Genomic DNA, 16,140 nt, shown 5'->3' with positions numbered 1-16,140 from the left:
ATGCAGCTGTAATTTAAGTTATAGTTTATGGGAGAGGGGCGCACGGTAGGCTGCCGCTTATGTCGACTTACGTGAGTGTTCATCTGCTTGACTAGCGCCGTTGGCATGGGCAGGATGAAAGCGGCTGCGATTTTGAAATATGTTCGGCCTTTTAGTATTGTCAAAGAAGGAAGAGGTTATACGGTTGGTCTATCATGACTTGTCGCGAAGCTTTTCTTTTATGTTTAGCAGTTGCTCGCTTCCCACTGATGGCCATTGCGACGACAGCGGCACAATAGCAGGCGTTTCGCATTCAACATGACCGTCTCACTTCGCGCATTTCTGGACTTGCTTCCCTATCGGCTCGACCAGGCCCTCTTGACGGCAAGTCGGCGGCAGGCCCGAGTAGCACGCCGCCGCTCACGCACTGCATCAGCGCCAAACATGCCAGCTATTCCGCCGCGACGCCTGTTTGTAGACGTTTCGGTGATCAGCAGGTTCGATGCAGGGACTGGTATTCAGCGCGTCGTACGGTCTTTGGCGCTGGAACTGATTGCCGAAGCCCGCGCCCAAGGTTGGGAATTGCAGTTCGTCGCGGCGACAAGGCGCCGGGCCTTTCATCGAATAGCTTGGTCAAAGGACGACTGCCTCACCCAGCCTGATGCAGTAGAAGGACGGTCAGGCGACGTTTTCGTTGGACTGGATTATGCGCTGGATGCGGTGCGCTGGCATAGAGGACAATTAGCGGCTTTGAGACGAAACGGCGTTAAATTTTGGTTCTTGGTGCACGATCTGCTGCCGTTGGAAAGGCCTGATTGGTTCGGCGCTAATACGATAGTTCGCTACAAGGCCTGGCTCGAAATCATTGCTGGCGTGGGAGATGGCTTTTTGTGCAATTCCGGCCAGACCGAGGCGCACCTGTGCGAGGTCCTGAGACGAGATTACGGACTGACTGGCGGTTACGCGACGAAAGTTTTGTCGATGGGGTACTCGATTAAGCAACCAGATAGTCCAGACGCTGCTGACACCGCGCTTCACCGATCGAACCTCTCGGCGCCCTACTTCCTGATGGTAGGAACTCTTGAGCCGCGCAAAGGGCACGCTGACATTCTCTCTGCTTTCGATAGGCTGTGGGCCGAAGGTTTGCCCGACGCGCTTGTATTTGTCGGACGGAAGGGTTGGCAGGTGGATGAACTGAGTAATTTCATCAAAAGTCATCCGTTGAACGGGAAGAAGCTGTTTTGGTTCGATGATGTGAGCGATCGTGAATTGGCGGCTATATACGCGCAAAGCCACGGCTCGATCGTGGCTTCCTATGCCGAAGGCTTCGGATTACCTTTGATTGAAGCGCTAGGCTATGGCACGCCCGTACTCGCTCGGGATCTTCCCGTGTTTCGATCGCACGAGGAAAACGGCGTCCACTACTTCCCCGCTGATGCTGATACTGCCACGCTCTCGCGGGCCGTGAAGAAATGGATTGAGCGAGTGCATGCTGCTGACATCGAGATTATCCGACCTGAGACATCTTGGAGCGATTCTACCCGTCAACTACTTGAAGCAATAAAATAGAATGTGGAGAGGGCGGAGCGCCTGATGATGAAATCCTATGCGCAGAATTTTGAGGACGTGCTTCTTTGGAGAGCGCTGAGGGAGGTGCCGCACGGCTTCTATGTCGATCTCGGAGCGCAGCACCCCGTTCTCGATTCTGTGAGTTGCTGGTTCTACCAACAGGGGTGGCGGGGCGTTCACGTCGAGCCAGTGCCCTTTTATGCGGAATTGTTGCGGCAACACCGCCCGGACGAGGACGTGATAGAATCCGTTATCTCCGACGAAGCGGGAGACCATGTCATTTATGTGTTTCCCGATACGGGTCTCTCTACGATGTCGATCCAGATCGCGGAGACGCACAAAGCGCAGTTAAAACGTGAGTGGGAAGAACGGGTCGTATCTTCAATCACCTTGGCTGACTTATTCGCGGCCAATGGAAATCGCGAGGTGCACTGGCTAAAAGTAGATGTAGAGGGGCATGAGCGAGCCGCCTTGTCAAGTTGGGGTAACAACGCGGTGCGACCCTGGATCGTGCTGGTGGAAGCCACCTTTCCGAACTCGCAGATCGAAACGCACGACGAATGGGAGACCCTCTTAACGTCGCGAGGCTATCGCTTTGTGTACGCCGATGGACTCAACCGGTATTATTTGCACGAAAGGCATGAAGATCTTCGAGACCGTTTTCGTTATCCACCAAATTACTTCGATCAATTCTCTCTCGGGGAGCACTGGGCCACCTATGAACTTCGCAATGACAACCGTCAGGCGCTCCAGGAGGCTGAGGACAAGCGGAGATGGGCGGAAGAGGAACGCGCACAGGCTCTGGCGGGGTCCGATGAGCGCGATGCGAACCTGTCTGCGTCCATCACCGGTCATGTGAATGAAAAGCTGACGGAACTGGAGACGCGAGTAACCCATGGGCACGAAGCCCTGGAAGCACGTCTGTCTGGGTGTCAGAACGACATGCGTGCGGAATTTTCGCAGCTCCTTGCGCAAGGCGGACAATTGAAAGCCTTGGTCGAGGGCATCCAAGCCGATGTCGTCAGCTGCGATAAAGTTTTACGCAGAACTGAGGAGACCTGGCGTTCGGCATGGTCGCAAATGGACCTGGACCGCCGGTTTCTATTCGGCCAGATTGGTGAGCTCGCAACAGATTTGAAGTGTTTGGAGCAGTCACTGCGGATCACACAATCCAGCCGCTGGCAAGCGCTGCGGACGCTGCTGAAACCCCGGAAAGCAGGCTTGCTGGCGGGCACCGAAAAGCATAGTAAGCCTCCTCTTCTAGGGCAAATAGAAATCCCGGATAACCCGCATGCACAACCCGCACGAGGGCCTGACAGCTTGAGCAAACATACAGATATTCGGGTCCAGACTTTGGGTGAGCTGTTTTCTTTGCCGCCAGCGGAATTCATCAGGGTGTCCTACCGCATTCTGCTTGACCGAGATGCTGACCAAGGAGGGCTGTCGCATTATCTGAGCCGCATGGGGTTGGGCGACAGCCGGGATACTATCCATCGCAGCATTCTGAATAGCAAGGAGTATCGCAAGCGCGCTGCCTGTGCGGACTTGCTGGAACTTGATGATGAAGCCTTCATCGAGGCTGCGTATCGCCGTCTTCTTGGGCGCGCCGCGGATGAAGGAGGGCGCGCGCATTATCTTGCGCAACTCCGCATTGGCAAAGCGCGCGCTGGCGTTCTTAAGAGTTTGGCTCGATCAACCGAAGCGAGGGCGGTTTCACAACCTTCAGTTCGCTTGCGACAAGAGATCGAAAAGTCGACGCGTCGACGCTGGCCTGGGCTGTCCTCAAATAGGTCAGCCAAGCGCTTATTGCAGCTGGATTTCAGGCTCTCTACAGCCATTGACCGGCTTGAGGGGGAGGTCCAGCGGCAATTAGGTGATCTCCGGGCCAGCATGGGCCAGCGCAGTCACCATCCGTCGAGCGAGCCTGTCAATGATGTTGCGCTCCGGCTGGCGCGTCCGCGTTGGGTTCCTCGCGACTTCCGCATGAGAGCTAGGTCTCCAGTCGGAGCGAGCGAAGATCGCGCGGAGTTGACACACGCAGATTATCGGGACCTAGCCGAGCGCATGAGACGAGGGGCTGGCTTTGGTCAGTTCCGGAACAGCCGGGAGGGGCAGCAGTTTAACGATTATTTCGAGGGAGATTACGAGCCGGAGGATCACGGCGGCGACATGGTCCGCTGGGTCCGTGAAGAGGCCACGATCTATTTGCGCGCCACCGGTTCGCGGCTGAACATCGAGGCTGCCGGCTTCTTTGAAGATCGTTCCGTGCTGATCTTTTTGGACAGTGTAGTCGTGGGTAAGCTGGACTTCACGAAGGAGAGATCTGTCGAAGGTTTGTCAGTCACCGACTGGGTTGGCGAGGACGTCGTTATCCGCTTGAAGTGTTCGGGCTTTTTTAACCCCGCAGCAGCAGGCGTCAGTTCCGACACGCGCGATTTAGGTCTGCTAATCCGCGCGATTTATTTTGATTGAAAGGCCCCTCAATGAAGGTTTTGTTTTTCGGGCTGGGCAGGATCGGCCTCCCTCAGAGTTTGGTTTTTGCTGAGGCAGGGCATCAGGTTTATGGTTTCGATGCCGACCCTGCAGTTATTGACAACCTCGTGGCTGGCGAGCTCCCGTTCGACGAGCCAGGCATGGGCGAATTGCTTGCGAAGCACAACGGCATCGGCTTCAAGCCCGTCAAGGACTGGACGGCGGTTCTGTCCGAGATCGACGCCGTTCTGTTCACCTTGGGCACGAAAGCTCCTGATGCAGTAAGTTGCCTACAGGAGACTACCGGCGACATATCGCCCGTTGAAAACATTCTTTCTGAACTGTTGACTCACCCGGATGTGCGCAAGGGCATCCTGCTTGTGTTCCGTACGACCCTGTTCCTCGGCAGTACGGAACGCCTTAAGGCGTTTGTGGAGACAAAGCTCAACGTCCGCGAAGGCGAGGACTGTTATATGTCGTTCGTGCCTGAGCGCCTTGTCGAAGGACAAGCGATCACCGAGGAAGAACACCTTCCCAAGATCCTTAGCGGTTTTTCGGATCGTGGCGTCGAACTTGTTTCGGAACTGTTCAAGCCAATCGGCGGAAAGCAGGTTATCGTGTCGTCTCCAACAACGGCAGAGTTCTGCAAGCTGACCGACAATAGCTATCGCAACACCATGTTTGCTTTTGCCAACGAATTGGCCATGTGGTCGTCTCAGCGCGGCGTGGATGCCAACGAAGTGATCAACGCGATCAACGCAGATTATGACCGCAACAATGTTCCAAAGCCGGGATTCGTGTCGGGCTATTGCTTAGGCAAAGACCCGTATATTTTTGAATATGGCTTTAACGGGGCAGGAATCGGGCGCGATTTCCAGTCCCTTTGGTATTATGGGCGGCGGACCAACGATGCCCTTGTGCGCTTTGCCGTCGAACGGGTTTTGCAAGGTCTTGCGCGCGTGGGCAAAGATCGCTCATCCGCGAAGGTTGCCGTTTTGGGGCTTTCCTTCAAGGAAGATATTGACGATTTTCGAATGTCCCACGCATTCGATCTGATCGATGGTCTGGCCGATGCTGGTATAAGCAGAATTCTGGGTTTCGATCCGCTACTCGAGAAGAATAAGTACACGCGGATTCCTGAGAAATATGGGGATAATCGCTTCGAGTGGACAGGTGGGTTGGCGCCTGAAATGTTCGCCGATGTCGACGCCGTGTTGATTGCGCACCGTCATGAGATTTTGCGCACACAGTCCGCCGAGACACTCGCCGTACTTCTCCAACATGCCCCCCGCCCCTTAGTCCTGTTTGACGGCTGGAATGTCTGGCGCCCCGCGCAGGCGATCGAGGGGATCCATTACGAAGGTCTCGGTTTCGCACCGGCAGGAGTGTAATCACATGAAGCATGTCATGGTAACCGGTGCCGCAGGATTTCTGGGTTCGTTTCTGACTGAGGAACTCCTTCGCCGTGGCTACGCGGTCACGGGCGTAGACAATCTGTTCCGGGGCCGGAAAGAAAATCTGATCGTCGCACGACAGAATCCGAATTTCCGCTTTGAGCAAATTGATCTGACGGACGATGACGCCGCTGATCGTATCCGAACGATGTTGCAAGAAGACGGTACGGAAGCGGTCTTCCACCTTGCCGCCATTAACGGCACCGAATACTTCTACGATGCTTCGTGGATGGTGCTCGACGTCAACGTCTCAACCACTCAGACAATGATCGAGGCAGTCGAGGGGACGAAGGTTGGCTATCTCTGCTACACCTCCAGTTCGGAAGTGTACGGCGATCCCATGATCATACCGACCCCCGAGACGCACCCGGTTCTCCTCAACGCTCAGGCAGATCGCGACTCCTACGCCTCAAGCAAGGCGATGGGTGACTTCTACGTCCGTATTGGTGCGCAAAAGCTGGGGATCGAAGCGCTCGCGGTCCGCGTTTTCAACCAATACGGTCCCCGGATGGTCGGCACCAAATATGGCCAGGTGATCGGAGAGTTTGTAAAACGCGGCCTTACCGAACCCGAATTCACGATGATTGGGGACGGCTCTCACACACGCAGCTTCTGCTTGGTAACGGATGGCGCACGCATACTCGTCGATCTGCTCGAGAAGCGCGTCACCGGCTTCATCAACTTAGGCAATGATATTGAGATTTCGATCCTCGAGTTGGCTATGCGCATTCACGCGAAGCTAGGTCGCGAATTCAATCCAGTGTTCCTCCGGGAACGACCGCACGACCATCGGCGCCGCTGCCCAGATCTTACTCGGCTCAAGGAATGCCTGCCGGATCTGGAACTTACCGATCTGGACACAGGCCTCGACATCACCATCAAATGGTTCCGTGAGGCCGCACAATAATGTCGCTCAGGGGAAGGACCGTGGTCATCACGACGCCGGCCTGGGCGCATGGCGACGGCGTCGGTCATGACATCGACGGTATGGCTCGATCCCTCTTGAGCGCGGGTTGCAAGGTCATCGTGCATGCGCAACATTACAGCCCGGTGTTTGAAAGCTGGCGCGTGGACAGAAGCTACGTCCGCGATCTCCTCGAAGAGCCGGCGACGGTGCTCATCCACCATCACTCGATAGGATGTGAAGAAAACGAGACACTGCTTAGGTCAGCGCGATCGCGCATCCGGATCATGCGCTATCATAACGTAACGCCGCCAGAATTCTTCGAAGGGTACAGCGATGACTGGGTGCGCAGTTGTGAAGGCGGGCGGCGCATCACACCGGACCTCGTGCGCTACTGCACCGATTTTTCCGTGCCGAGCCTCTACGATGCTCGTGACCTGGTCCATGCTGGTGCGCCGGTGGATCGGATCACCTACTGCCCGTACTTCCATAAGCTGGAGGATTTCGATCGGGTAACCCCCACATCATCTGTGCTGGACAGACTTCGGCAGGACGAACGATTCCACGTCCTGTTCCTAGGACGCCGTGTAAACAACAAGGGGCACCTCCACCTCATTCGCACGATCGCGGCCTATGTCCGCGAGTACGATAACCGGATCGTCCTGCACCTTGTCGGCTCTTCGGACCAAAACTTGAAGCGCTACGACGACGAGATCCGAGCGGAAATCAGCGCGCATGCGCTTGAACAAAACGTTATTCTCTATGACAAATTGCCTTTTGCTGACATCGTCGCTTTCTACAAAGGTTGCGACGCCTTTCTCTGCATGAGCGAGCATGAGGGTTTCTGCATTCCGGTCATTGAAGCTGAATATTGTGGATTGCCCGTGCTGGCGCATTATCGGCGCGGAGTCCCGGAAGCATTAGGACCGACACAACCCTGGTTCACGTCGCTCAATTATGCCGACTATGCTCGCGTTTTGCGACGGATCAGGGTGGAACCTGGTTACGCGCGCAGTCTTGGTGAAGCCGGCGCTGCCTCGGTGCGCGAGCGCTTCGACATCGCAGCGATCCAGGCGCGCTTCCTCGAATGGACCGAGGATCTGGTTCTTGCTGATCGGAAGGGGGCTGCGGCACTTCCCATGGCTGCGCCGTCGCCACGGCGTAAGATCGCGTTCATCGTACAGCGTTTCGGCCGCGACGTCGCGGGTGGCGCAGAGGCATTTGCGCGCATGTACGCGGAGCGGCTTGCGGAGTTCTTTGACATCACGGTCCTGACGACGACGTCCAAGACCTTGGATTGGGACAGCGATCTCGCGGTGGGTAGCCAAAAGGACATAGAGAAATTTGAGATTCTCAGATTTCCCCCGCATCATCGGCGTAATCTGGAACAATGGGATGCGGCGAGCGCGCAAGCTTTCGCGGGCGAGATCTCATACGAAGAGTGGCAATTTTATCATGGTCCGCATGTCCCCGAGCTGCGTGATTATTTGGATCATTACGCAGAAGATTTCGACCTTATAGTCAACTGGACCTATATGTTTGCTACTTCAACATATGCCCCAAAAGTCCGGGGCCGTGTTCCGCTCGTAAATGTTCCTTTTTTCCATGACGAGATGTGGCTATATATGCAGGGCTGTGGCGCCAATGCGTTGCAATATGATGCCAACATCTACCAGACCCAGGCTGAAAAAGATCTTGCAGCCCGCGCGATCCTGGGGATCGATCGCAAGAACTCGATTGTCTTAGGCGCTGGCGTGCAGGAAGCGGTGCTTGACGAAATCCGCAGCGCTAATACATGCTCGCCACTTGCTGACCCTTATATAGTCTATGTTGGCCGCATAGAAAAGCCAAAGGGCATTCCTGATTTGCTGGAACAATTCAGGAAATATAAAGAGCAATCTGGCTCAAGCGTGAAGCTGGTCATTATCGGACGGCCGCACGGAATGGAGATTGAGGCGGATGACGACATCATTCTGCCAGGGTTTGTTTCGGAAGAGGAGAAAGCAACCTACATCAAGCACGCCCTGTGCCTAATCAATCCATCTCATTTTGAGAGTTTTTCGCTCGTTTTGGTAGAATCCTGGTCCCTGGGTCGGCCCGTGATGGTCACAGGGGCATGTGCGGCGACAACAGGACAGGTTGAGCGTTCCGGCGGAGGCTTCGTCTACCGCAACTATCGGGAATTTGCCTGGAGCTTGGACACTCTCGAAAAAGATAAGGATCTTGGCGATCGCCTCGGCGCCAACGGTTCCGCTTTTTATGAGACCAACTATCGCTGGTCGAGGCTGGTGCCTAAGCTTCGGTCGTTTTTCGACAGCGTTATAGCCGGGTGATCGGGTTCGATTGGCGACCCGCTTGATGAAGGGACAAGCCGATGCGGAAAATCTTCGCACTACCGCGGTAGTGCCATGGGATAAGGCTCAAGGCCCCGAGCGCGGTCTTGAGCTCCCACTTTGGCAACTAGGCTGTAGACTCATTAACACGCAGCCAGATCCGTATTGAGGCGAGTTGGACCATGGCGAGGAAGTTAGCGGCGAGCTTGTCATAGCGGGTAGCCACCCTGCGGAAGTGCTTCAGCTTGGAGAAGAACCGTTCGATCAGGTTGCGCTCGCGGTAGAGCCTCTTGCTGAAGCAGGGTTTCCATTTCCGGTTGGATTTGGCCGGGATATTCGGCGTGGCTCCTTGCTCTTCGATCAGTGCGCGAATGCGGTCGGCATCGTAAGCCTTGTCGGCCAGCACGATCATATGCGGACCAAGATGATTGAGCAGCGTGTCAGCGACCTGCCCGTCATGCGCCTGTCCAGCGGTCAGACCGAGCCTGATCGGGAGCCCTTGCGCATCGACGACTGCGTGGATTTTGGCCGTGAGTCCGCCTTGGGAGCGACCGAGACAATGATCTCGATCCCCCTTTTTGCCGTCGCGGCCTGCTGATGGGCGCGAACGGAGGTGCTGTCGATCATCTGGATGTCGCCTTCATGGGCAGCGGTGATCGCGTCCATCATCCTGTCCCAGACGCCCGCCTTCCGCCATCGCACAAAGCGGTTGTAGCAGGTCTTGCGCGGCCCATAGCGCTCGGGCAGATCGCGCCATGGCGCACCGGACCGCAGCACCCAGAAGATTCCGTTCAGCACGCGGCGGTCATCGACGCGCGGAACACCTCTCGGCTTGTTGGGCAACAGCGGTTCGATCACGCCCCACTCGAAGTCGGTCAGATCATATCGGCTCATGCCGAGCGTGAATCAGAAACTGGCTTGAGATGGAAGCATGAACCGCTCTTAGCAACATTGCCCGCCATCGTTAGGCTTGATAGCCTGACCACATGTGGACGTTTTATCTCTGGAATTTTGCGGCTCTTGCGGCCGCCATTTACTGCATAGCCAAGGCGGTCATCGACCTCAGTGCCCGGCGGTACGCTTGGGGGATCGTCGGCCTGGCAAGTGCGGCGGTCTTCCTGCTCACCCCAATCCAAACTCATGCAGTAAAGGTCGACCTGCCCGCAGCCGCAAATTAAGCGCTAGGCAAATTTATGAGTTCACGGCCTAGCGCTAATCATGAATGAAATTTTATTAGATAATGTACATAGTAACTTCGCTGTTAATTTTGGGATTTTCTTTGTAATGTTAGACTGGGCACGGAAGGCCATAAAACTTGACGTTGTTGGGAGAACTAAGCGGGGTGGACAAATTTGGCGGATTGACATTTTCGACAGCGACTGCTGCATTGTCGATCGTTGTGGCCTACCCATACCCCTGAAAAGCGTAGGGACTGAAATTTAATGGGAATAAATTTATGCAGTCTGACGTAATCGTTAACAAGGCAATCGTGGTCGATCTGTATCGATCGATATTGGGCCGCTCCCCGGAAAGCGAAGAAGTCATTGTTGAGCATGCCTCGAAAGGTAGCGTGGAGAGAATTGCGAGAGATCTTCTATCCAGCCCCGAGTATATTGCACGTCAAACATACAGCTTCACGAATCATGACTTAATCGGCGGCGGGGAGATATTGGCCAGACACTCAAAAAAGGATCGCTCGTTCCGACCGGGCTACATCACTAATTTCATGGGTGTGGATACCGACATTCGCTATTGCGGTTGGACGACTGAGCGCGTTGAAGATGACATGCCTGTGCCCGGAAATTTCCATGCCAGCGCAGTCGAGTGGGCAGCGGCTCTGCGAGCTGTCGACTTGTCGCGGGACAGCTTCACGGTCATTGAGCTTGGTGCTGGATGGGGCTGCTGGATGGTCAACACTGCGTATGCGGCTAAGAGATTGGGACGGACGGTCTTAGCGCTCGGCGTCGAGGGCGACGAAAGCCATGTCTCATGGATCAAGTCGCATGGCGCGATTAATGGATTAACGGAGAATGAAGTGCGGATAGATCGCTCCGTCGCTTGGGGAAAAAATGGCTTCGCGATCTTTCCACGCTCCGAAGATTCGGCCAACTCATATGGGCAGGAGCCGCGCTATTTTCCTACCGAGACGGAGGCGAGGACGTTCGCATCGGTTGAGCCTGACGCCTTTGATGTCCTTGAGGCTAAGACTCTCGAGACCATTGCAGCTGGCCTTGACCGGGTTGATCTACTGCATGTCGATATTCAGGGCGGCGAAGCGGCGCTAGTTCGCGAGTCTCTTGATTTTCTCGGAGACAAAGTCGCCTACATTGTCGTCGGCACACATGGCCGCGATATCGAGGGCGACCTCATTATGACCTTGCGCAATCGAGGATGGATTCTCGAGATCGAAGAGCCCTGCACATTGCCATTACCTCTTCATGGCGGAGGAACTCCATACGCTGATGGCCTTCAAGGCTGGCGCAATCCACAACTTCTGCCGCTTGAGTAAACGTGGCGCAGTTGCGGAAGCTGTAGATCAGTTTTGGACATCACAGTGTTGCCGACGTTTGTTTGATGGTCCTATCGACGATCGCAAGACCTTCCGCCCGTGCTTCGATCGTAAAGGGGCAGCACTTCGGCCATGCACGAGAGTGGCGAGTCACTTGCGGCGCAAATAATGTTTTCGGGCTTTAAATGGCGGTGCCTAAAACCGATTAATGCGCGGAATACATACGGAGCAAATAAAAAATGTGCGCGCCCCTTTTCGGGCTTTTCTTTAAACCATTGACTGTTCGGGGAGAATTGGTGGGCGCACTAGGCGGGCGTGGACAAATTTGAGCCAGTATCCGGTGATCGCGATACGGACCATACCGCAGAACCTTTTGGCCAGTCGTTCGAATCCCATCGCGATGGCGCGATGGCCCTTAAGGTGACCGAACATGCGCTCGGTTATGCGCGATCTTCACGTGGCGGTTTGATCGGCTGGAAATGACGGCCTCGATATTCCGTCGGGCAAGGTCGGAGCGGATTGCTTCGGTGTTGTAGCCCTCGTTTCAAGATTCAGCGCGCGATAAAAAGACGTCCGCGTAATTCTCCGCCAGCCTTTCGCAGCGCCTTTCCTCACCAGATCAGTGCGCTGCCAGCGCACACAATTCCGGCACGCTGCTGATCCCCAGTCGCTGGTAGGCACGCTTGCGGTAGGTCATGACGCTCGTTTTCGCGATACCCAGATCCAGCGCCGTTGCCTCGACCGACATGCCGGCGGTCGCCCGGGCGCAGACTTGTCGCTCGCGCCGGGTTAGATTGGGGAAGAGGTGCCGCAGTCGGCTTTCGATGTGCTGGACGGAGGAGAAGCAGGAAAGGGTGCGCCGTCGATTGAGGGGCAGCATCGGCAGCGCTAGGCGGGCGAGGCCGACCAGTGCATCCAACTCGCCGTCCGTAAAGAGGCCGGTGGAGCGATGGCGCGCGACATTGATGACGCGCCAGGCCTGTGGTCCGCGCTGGATGATCGATACGCGCTCAACGATACCGGCCTGATCGAAGAAGCGCCTGCGGAACTCATCGGAGCTGATGTCCGGCGGCCGGATGCGCTGGATGGCGAGGTCGCTCACGCACGGCGCTGCGCTATAGGCGTCGCAAACCGGGTCGATATTGTGATAATGCTGGCTATAGGCCGGCAGCATTGCTTTCACGCGTGGTTCGCCGAAGAAATATTGCAGGTCGCTGGTTTCTCTGCCCGTCGCCTCGAACAGGTAAATTCTGCGCGCGCCACCGGTGACGGTCATGACCGAATCATGGACGGCAGTGCCGAACTGGTCGGTCCCGGCGGTTTCCAGCAAGCGTTCATAGATGGCACCCATGGAGACGGGGGCGCGCCATTCCTCGATCTTGCGGATGTAGGACATTCAGCTCTCCTGCCGCCTCTGGGATTATAGCCCCTCAGTCGCGACTCCACGCCTCTTGAACACCTTCATGGCCGTCAACGCAATCGCTGCCGCGATAGCCGGCACCGCAAAGGAGGCCAGAATGGTGGTCTCCGCAATGCCCGCCTCAAGCTGCGCGCCAATCAGCACCGGCGCCGCGACCGTCCCGATGCGGCCGACGCTCTTGGCCCATCCGATGCCAGTCGATCGCAGGTGCGGTGGGTAGAAGCTGGCGAGGATGACATTTACGCCGCCATAAGCGCCGAGGGCAAAGAAGCCGCAGGCTGCCAGAACGAGTTGAAGGACCAAGGCCGAGGACGCGCCCACAATCTGGCCGGCCACGAAGAAGAACGCTGCGGCGATGAGCAGGGACGAGACGAGAACGCGACAGGCGCCGTAACGGTCGATCAAAAGCCCCATGCATAGCGCCGCAGCGATGCCGCCGAAGGAAAAGATGGAGAGCGCCATGGCTGCGAAGGCCGGCGCATAGCCGAGCCGGACGAGCAGAACCGGCAGCCACGAGCTGAGGCAGTAGCTGATGGTCAGCATGGCAATAAAGACGAGCCACAGCATCAGCGTGCCCAGCCGATAGTTGGGCGCCAGAAGGTTCAAGGGGTTGGCCCTGGGTTGGGGTGCGTGGCTTTGCGGTGCCACATCCTCGGCGTCCCGCAGAACCAGGATGGTGATGACGGATGTCGCGAGGCAGAGCAGTCCCACCGCGCCCATCGCCACGCGCCAGCCGCCTAGTCCGGTAAAGGCGATGGCGACGATGCCCGCAATGGTGGCGCCGAGGCCGTAGCCGGTGAACAGGAAGGTGATCGCCAGGCCGCGGCGTTGAACGGGGGCGGCTGCGGTGACAATTGCAAGGCAACTCGGCAGACAGCCACCCAACAGGACGCCGGTTATCAGCCGCATCCAGAACAATTGCTCGGCGCTGTTCGCGAGACCCGTCAAGGCTTGAGCGGCGCCAAAGCCGGCGAGGGTCAGCCCCACCGTCCACCGGTCGCCAAACCTCGCGGCCAGCGGAGGAAACGCAATCAGGCCGATGCACTGGCCGATCAGGTTGGCCGAGAAGATCGGGCCGAGATCAGCATCACCAAGGCCAAGCATCGGCGCGAATTCGGGAGCGAGCGGGCCCATGATCGTGTGGACCAGCCCGTCCAGAAAATAGACCATCGCACAGATCGACACAATCAGAAGCGTCGAGGCTTTCGCGCCTGGCGGTGGGAGTGATGCGGGTGAAATCAGAAGGTTCCCGACAGTCGCACGCCATAGGTCCGCGGCGGGCGCAGCGACGTCGCGACCACACCAATGGTCGAATAGGCCGGGTTTGGCGCCACATTGTTGACGACGACGTCATCCTCGATGTTGTTGACGAATGCGCTGATGCTCATCCCCTTGCCCTCGAACGCATAGGTCAGAACTGCATCCGTCCGGGTCGATCCGCCAACGCGCGTTTCCGGCGTGTAGGCCAGATCCAGCTCGCGCGGCCCCTCATAGCGGCTGAAGATGTTCGCGATGATGTGGTCGCCCGATCCGAGCGTAAAGCTTTGTTCCAGCGAGGCGGCGACCACCCACTCCGGCGACTTGAGCGCGCGAAGTCCGCTGCAATCGACCGTGGTGCCGGCGGTGCGGCATTGTGAGGTCGGGCCGGGGGTCGAAACCGAATTATAGACGAGCTTTTTCACCCGCGCATCCAGCCACTGGGCCTGCAGCCCGATCCGGGTGGTCGGGGTGACCAGCAGTTCTGCTTCGGCTTCTACGCCCTTGGTGCGAACCTGGCCGATATTCTCCGTCACCAGAACCACGGCCGGGGGAATGAGCTTCACATAGCCAAGCTGCTGGTCCTTATAGTCCAGCAGGAATGCCTCCACATTGAATTGCAGGCGGTTGTCGAGGAAGCGGTTCTTCGTGCCGATGGTATAGGCGGTAACCTTTTCCGGCTCGAAGCTGTTGGCGCCCGGCGGGCCGAGGAAGAAGCCGCCCGCTTTGAAACCGGTGCCGACATTGGCGTAGACCAGCGAGCGCGGTCCCGCGTCAAACTCGAGGCCGGCACGCCATGTGACGGCTTCAAACGTCAGCGATCGGTCGACGACAAATGCCGGCGCGCCGACCGGGACGAGCGGAATGACCGGGTCGGGCCCGGGGGCATTGCGAATGGTGTACCGCTCGCTGTCGCTGGTCTTGCGCTCCCAGGTGTAGCGCAGTCCCCCGGTCACGCGGAATGCGGGCACGATCGCAAAGGTCAATTGGCCGAAGCCGGCGGCGGTCTTGCCCGATGTGTCGATGATCTGATCGCTGTAGGTGAGGGCGGCCGCGCTTTCCGTGTTCGAGCGGGCGGTGACATGCGTGTCGAGATAATAGGCCCCGATCAGCCAGCCAAAGCGATTGCCCGATGGCGAGGCGAACCGCGCTTCCATGGAGATCTGCTCGGGCTGCTGCTGCTCGATGATCTGGAAGCCGGTCTGCGCGCTGTTGTAGCTCAGCCTGGATGTCCGATAAGCGGGGATCAGCGTCAGCGTGCCGGCATCGGTCTCGACATTCACATTGGCGAGCAGCCCATAATAGTCGCTGTCGATGAACGAATTGTCGGTCTGCCGCGCGAGTGGGGCAAATGCCGCATCCTGCTGGGATAGGCTGGTGCGTGGGTCGCCGAAATAGCAGATGTCCGGTCCGCAGCGCTTGCGCACGGTCGATCCGCCGCCGCGGCCGCCCTGATGGGTATAATCTCCGACGATGTCGATGGTGACGGCGCTGCTCGGCTGGAGCCGATAGGAGAGTCGGACGGCCTGACCGCGCTCATCGTCGAGCCCGTCCGAGAAGAAGCCATCGCGTTGCAGGATTTGGAATGCGGCGCGGAAGGCGCTGGTCTCGCCGACCGGGAGGTTGACAGCGCCGGACGCGGCAACCCGCGCATAATTGCCGACTTCAAAATTGAGTTGCGCGCCACGCTCACCGATGCGGGCGTGCTGCGGCAGGATGTTGATGGCGCCGCCCGTCGCGTTGCGGCCATATAATGTACCCTGCGGGCCTTTGAGCACCTCGACGCGCTCAAGATCATAGAACAGGCCCTGCACCGCCGTGGGGCTGGCAAGATATACGCCTGAGAAATTGACGGCGATGGCCGGGTCGGAGAAGGCGTTGCCGCCAAAGTTGCTGACGCCCCGGACCGTCAGGACGGTATAGGGTCCGGTTCCTGCCGTGACCTGCAGCGCAGGAGCCACCTGGGTCAGCGCCGCTGCGGTGGTCACGCCTCGCGTCGTCAGATTTTCGCCGGAAAGGACGGTGACGGAGACGGCCGCGCGCTGCAGATTCTCTTCCCGCCGCTGCGCCGTGACGACGATATCCTCAAGCCCTGCCGCAGCGTCCTGCCGCGCGGACGACACAACCGCCCGATCGGCAGTGCCGGTTTGCGCGTGCGCGAGTGCGGGCATGATGCTCAGGGCTGTGCCCGATAACAGCGCGATTAGCCGGCTCGACATACAATCTCCCTTTGTTTCTGTTTA

Annotated in this window: 12 protein-coding genes; 8 read left to right on the top strand and 4 right to left on the bottom strand. The window is 57.6% G+C overall.

Annotated features, from left to right (window positions below; all coding sequences use genetic code 11):
* Nucleotides 1-297 precede the first annotated feature (297 nt).
* The 5 genes from M2332_RS08085 to M2332_RS08065 are packed head-to-tail and all read left to right on the top strand — an operon-like array spanning nucleotide 298 to nucleotide 8,711.
* Nucleotides 298-1,548 (top strand): glycosyltransferase family 4 protein, encoded by a 1,251-nt coding sequence (locus tag M2332_RS08085; protein ID WP_264573657.1) that lies wholly within the window; start codon nucleotides 298-300, stop codon nucleotides 1,546-1,548.
* Between the two features lie 24 nt (nucleotides 1,549-1,572).
* A complete protein-coding gene (locus M2332_RS08080; RefSeq protein WP_264573656.1) occupies nucleotides 1,573-4,020 on the top strand; it encodes an FkbM family methyltransferase in 2,448 nt (815 codons plus the stop codon).
* A gap of 11 nt (nucleotides 4,021-4,031) precedes the next feature.
* Nucleotides 4,032-5,411, top strand: a complete 1,380-nt coding sequence (locus tag M2332_RS08075) for a nucleotide sugar dehydrogenase (protein WP_264573655.1) — start codon at nucleotides 4,032-4,034, stop codon at nucleotides 5,409-5,411.
* 4 nt (nucleotides 5,412-5,415) lie between these two features.
* Nucleotides 5,416-6,381, top strand: a complete 966-nt coding sequence (locus M2332_RS08070) for an NAD-dependent epimerase/dehydratase family protein (protein WP_264573654.1) — start codon at nucleotides 5,416-5,418, stop codon at nucleotides 6,379-6,381.
* A gap of 20 nt (nucleotides 6,382-6,401) precedes the next feature.
* Complete coding sequence (locus tag M2332_RS08065) at nucleotides 6,402-8,711, top strand: glycosyltransferase family 4 protein (protein ID WP_264573653.1); 2,310 nt, start codon at nucleotides 6,402-6,404, stop codon at nucleotides 8,709-8,711.
* A 127-nt stretch (nucleotides 8,712-8,838) separates the two neighbouring features.
* Here the strand turns inward: M2332_RS08065 and M2332_RS08060 are convergent.
* A protein-coding gene (locus M2332_RS08060; protein ID WP_264573652.1) for an IS5 family transposase occupies nucleotides 8,839-9,605 on the bottom strand; the annotation gives its coding sequence in 2 pieces (ribosomal slippage) (nucleotides 8,839-9,293 and nucleotides 9,293-9,605; 768 coding nt in all).
* Nucleotides 9,606-9,697: 92 nt separating this feature from the next.
* On the opposite strand from M2332_RS08060, the gene M2332_RS08055 reads away from it, so the two are divergent.
* The 3 genes from M2332_RS08055 to M2332_RS08045 all read left to right on the top strand — a co-directional run bounded on the left by M2332_RS08055 (nucleotide 9,698) and on the right by M2332_RS08045 (nucleotide 11,703).
* Nucleotides 9,698-9,889, top strand: a complete 192-nt coding sequence (locus tag M2332_RS08055) for a hypothetical protein (RefSeq protein ID WP_264573651.1) — start codon at nucleotides 9,698-9,700, stop codon at nucleotides 9,887-9,889.
* A gap of 278 nt (nucleotides 9,890-10,167) precedes the next feature.
* Entirely contained in the window at nucleotides 10,168-11,220 is a 1,053-nt protein-coding gene (locus M2332_RS08050; protein ID WP_264573650.1) for an FkbM family methyltransferase, read from the top strand.
* 315 nt (nucleotides 11,221-11,535) lie between these two features.
* Nucleotides 11,536-11,703, top strand: coding sequence for a hypothetical protein (locus tag M2332_RS08045; RefSeq protein ID WP_264573649.1), 168 nt, complete (start codon nucleotides 11,536-11,538; stop codon nucleotides 11,701-11,703).
* A gap of 136 nt (nucleotides 11,704-11,839) precedes the next feature.
* Here M2332_RS08045 and M2332_RS08040 read toward each other — a convergent pair whose 3' ends face one another.
* The 3 genes from M2332_RS08040 to M2332_RS08030 form a co-directional block, all read right to left on the bottom strand.
* Nucleotides 11,840-12,616, bottom strand: a complete 777-nt coding sequence (locus M2332_RS08040; RefSeq protein WP_264573648.1) for a helix-turn-helix transcriptional regulator — start codon at nucleotides 12,614-12,616, stop codon at nucleotides 11,840-11,842.
* A 24-nt stretch (nucleotides 12,617-12,640) separates the two neighbouring features.
* A complete protein-coding gene (locus M2332_RS08035) occupies nucleotides 12,641-13,810 on the bottom strand; it encodes an MFS transporter (RefSeq protein WP_264573647.1) in 1,170 nt (389 codons plus the stop codon).
* 68 nt (nucleotides 13,811-13,878) lie between these two features.
* Nucleotides 13,879-16,116 carry a TonB-dependent receptor gene (locus M2332_RS08030; RefSeq protein WP_264573646.1) on the bottom strand — a complete coding sequence of 746 codons (2,238 nt, stop codon included), beginning with the start codon at nucleotides 16,114-16,116 and terminating at the stop codon, nucleotides 13,879-13,881.
* Nucleotides 16,117-16,140: the final 24 nt, after the last annotated feature.

The organism is Sphingobium sp. B11D3A, assembly GCF_025961695.1.
In the GTDB taxonomy this organism is placed as follows: Bacteria; Pseudomonadota; Alphaproteobacteria; order Sphingomonadales; family Sphingomonadaceae; genus Sphingobium.
Note: the sequence above shows the minus strand (reverse complement) of the source record. Positions and strands in the feature narration are given on the sequence as shown.

Excerpts from the sequence above, each read along its gene's own strand:
- M2332_RS08085 (WP_264573657.1), top strand. The coding sequence starts at position 298 with ATGACCGTCTCACTTCGCGCATTTCTGGACTTGCTTCCCTATCGGCTC.
- M2332_RS08080 (WP_264573656.1), top strand. The coding sequence starts at position 1,573 with ATGATGAAATCCTATGCGCAGAATTTTGAGGACGTGCTTCTTTGGAGA.
- M2332_RS08075 (WP_264573655.1), top strand. The coding sequence starts at position 4,032 with ATGAAGGTTTTGTTTTTCGGGCTGGGCAGGATCGGCCTCCCTCAGAGT.
- M2332_RS08070 (WP_264573654.1), top strand. The coding sequence starts at position 5,416 with ATGAAGCATGTCATGGTAACCGGTGCCGCAGGATTTCTGGGTTCGTTT.
- M2332_RS08055 (WP_264573651.1), top strand. The coding sequence starts at position 9,698 with ATGTGGACGTTTTATCTCTGGAATTTTGCGGCTCTTGCGGCCGCCATT.
- M2332_RS08050 (WP_264573650.1), top strand. The coding sequence starts at position 10,168 with ATGCAGTCTGACGTAATCGTTAACAAGGCAATCGTGGTCGATCTGTAT.
- M2332_RS08040 (WP_264573648.1), bottom strand. The coding sequence starts at position 12,616 with ATGTCCTACATCCGCAAGATCGAGGAATGGCGCGCCCCCGTCTCCATG.
- M2332_RS08035 (WP_264573647.1), bottom strand. The coding sequence starts at position 13,810 with ATGGTCTATTTTCTGGACGGGCTGGTCCACACGATCATGGGCCCGCTC.
- M2332_RS08030 (WP_264573646.1), bottom strand. The coding sequence starts at position 16,116 with ATGTCGAGCCGGCTAATCGCGCTGTTATCGGGCACAGCCCTGAGCATC.